The sequence below is a fragment of the Methylocaldum sp. genome, from assembly GCF_039794385.1.
Classification (GTDB): domain Bacteria; phylum Pseudomonadota; class Gammaproteobacteria; order Methylococcales; family Methylococcaceae; genus Methylocaldum.
In genome coordinates, this window is record NZ_JBDIVO010000487.1 from 1 (window position 1) to 2,798 (window position 2,798).

Sequence of the window (2,798 nt, forward strand, 5' to 3'; positions counted from 1 at the left end):
AAATGTTCGAGGCTTTGACCTCAGCCGCCGAGCAAATCGGCCTGTTCGACGACCCTTGTCGCATCGGGTTCAAGCAAGCCTGGGAAATCCTGCTGGCACAGCGCGGGTTCAGATTGGCCGGGCATGAACTGGTGCCTATCGGTAATGACGAATCGGATTCCCCTGGTCTCCTTACCTCTATTCCCCCCTTTGGAAAAGGGGGGCTAGGGGGGATTGGCGGCATCGCCCGCCATCTCACCGCTCTCACCCGCTACGGATTCTCCGCACCGATCCAAACCCTCACCCGGTTCGGCTTTCTGGACGGTTCGAAAACAGTGTTCGACTACGGCTGCGGACGAGGAGACGACGTGCGCGGACTCAAGGAAAACGGTATCGAAGCCGCCGGCTGGGACCCCTATTACGCGCCCGAGGAAACCCGGCGGAACGCCCATATCGTCAACCTGGGGTTCGTGATCAACGTCATCGAGGACATGGGCGAGCGCATCGAAGCCCTGCAAGGCGCCTATCGGCTGGTGGAAGAACTGCTGGTGGTTTCGGCCATGCTGGCCAACCCGGACGCTGTGCGCGGCACGTCTTATGGCGACGGCATTCTGACGTCGCGCAATACCTTTCAGAAATACTATACCCAGGGCGAGCTCCGCGCCTTCATCGCCGAAGTATTGGACGAAGAGCCTTTGCCGGTCGGCCCCGGCATCTTTTACGTCTTCAAGGACAAGGACACCGAGCAGCGTTTCATGGTCGGACGGCTGGAGAATCGGCGGAACATCCTGCGACTCTCCCATCTCTCCCGCCCGACAAAGCCGGCAAAAATCGGCAAGGCGGAAGCCAAGTATGAACAACATCGCGAGCTCCTGGATTCGCTGTGGGAATGCTGCCTGGAGCTCGGCCGCGACCCTGATCGCAGCGAGTTTCCACACTTGGACGCCGTTGCCGCCCATTTCGGCTCGCTCTCGGCGGCCTTGCGCTTCGTCAAGTCCCGCAAGGAAAACGCCGATGCCATCCTGGAACAGGCCCGGCGATCCCGCATCGACGACCTTCGCGTCTACTTTGCCTTGTGGCAGTTCGAAAAGCGGAAACCCTACCGCCATCTCGAAACCCGCCTGCAAAAGGACATCAAGGCCTTCTTTGGCGACTACCGGGCCGCTCTCGAATCCGGCCGGGAGCTCCTGTTTGCCGCCGCCAGTCCCGAGGCTATCGAACAAGCTTGCCGGGAAGCCGCGGAGCAAGGCATCGGCTGGCTGGAGGAGGGCGAATCGCTGCAACTTCCCACGCGGCTGGTGGTGCAACTACCCGCCATCCTGCGCGCCTATGTCGGTTGCGGCGTTCTCCTCTATGGCGACGTGAGCAGCGCCGATCTCATCAAGATTCATATCCGTTCCGGCAAGCTCACCCTGATGAGCTTCGACGATTTTTCCGGCAAACCGCTGCCGCGAATGCTGCAACGGGTGAAGATCAACCTTCGCACCCAGGAGCTCGACATCTTCGATTACGGCGAGCCGTACGAACCGCCTTATCTCTATCGGAAATCACGCTTCATCAACGAAGAGTTCCCCAATTACGCCGAGCAGCTGGCTTTCGACGAAGCGCTGGAAAACCTGGGAGTAGTCGACTTCAGCGGCTACGGTCTCAGCCCCGCGGAATTTCATGCTCGCCTGGACGCCGCCCGCTGGACCGTCGACGGTTTGCGCCTCGTCCGCAGCCGCAGCATTCCCGATTTGGAGGCCCCTTGCGGGCGTTATTTCACCTACCGCCAATTGATTGAGTGCGGCGAGACCCTGGCCCGCACCGGTTTACCCAATCGTCCCAAGGAACCCGACAGCTATTCCGCGCTGTACGATCTCGCCGTCAACATTCTGGACCCGGTGATCGACTACTTCGGGATGATCGAACTCACCTACGGCTTCTGCTCGTCGGAACTCGCCAAGCGAATCGCTGGCCGAATCGCCCCGGAACTGGACCAGCACGCCGCCCACGAACTGAACCGGAAAGGCAGACCGATCTGCCCCCGGCTCGGCGCGGCGGTGGATTTCTTGGTGCGGGACGAAAACATGGAAGAAGTCGCCCGCTGGCTCATGGCGAACCTTCCGTACGACCGGCTGTACTACTATGGCCCGGACAAGCCGGTGCACGTCAGCTATTCGGAGCGTTCGGCGCGGGAAGCGTATGAAATGAGAGTGATTGGCGGCCGAAGAATGCCGAGAGTTTTTGAATGACGAAGTGGCAGATTCGTAGCGCTGTTCAGAGTACCTTTCCCCGCTACAGTGCTTCCAATTAGACTTCGGGTTAGTCCACCTACTGGGAGCACGTTATGCAACACGTCGACATTCACGAAGCGAAAACCCATTTCTCCAAACTGGTGGATGCGGCTATGGCCGGCGAGGAAATCGTGATCGCGAAGGCCGGCAAGCCCGCCGCTAAGCTTGTCCCTTATCGCACCGAGACTCGAAAAACCATCCGTTTCGGCCTGATGAAAGGCGAAATCGAAATTGCCGCAGATTTTGACGCCCCTTTGCCCGATGAGATCGTCGCTGATTTTGAAGGTGACGGTCAGTGAGATTGCCCCTCGACACTCATGTGCTCCTGTGGGTATTGGCCGATGATGCTGCCTTATCCAATACGGCGCGTGCCGAGATCGATCGGGCAGAGGCGGTTTATGCAAGTGCGGCTTCGATATGGGAAATCAGCATCAAATCAGCTTTGGGAAAGCTCAAGATCGATCAGCGTTGTCTGCCGGATCGTCTGATCGAGGCGGGCTTTCTCCCATTGCCCGTCACCTGGGAGCATGCCAATGCCGTGCG

Annotated in this window: 3 protein-coding genes; all 3 read left to right on the top strand. The window is 59.3% G+C overall.

What is annotated here, in order from left to right; genetic code table 11:
* Positions 1 to 2,213: DNA phosphorothioation-associated putative methyltransferase (locus tag ABJK70_RS23150; RefSeq protein ID WP_347259270.1), on the top strand; the 2,213-nt coding region annotated here is incomplete at its 5' end.
* Positions 2,214 to 2,308: 95 nt separating this feature from the next.
* Positions 2,309 to 2,554: a type II toxin-antitoxin system Phd/YefM family antitoxin gene (locus ABJK70_RS23155; protein ID WP_156881147.1), complete on the top strand. Its 246-nt coding sequence runs from the start codon at positions 2,309 to 2,311 to the stop codon at positions 2,552 to 2,554.
* On the top strand, positions 2,551 to 2,798 hold a 248-nt coding region (locus ABJK70_RS23160), incomplete at its 3' end, for a type II toxin-antitoxin system VapC family toxin (protein ID WP_347259271.1). The genes ABJK70_RS23155 and ABJK70_RS23160, both read left to right, overlap by 4 nt.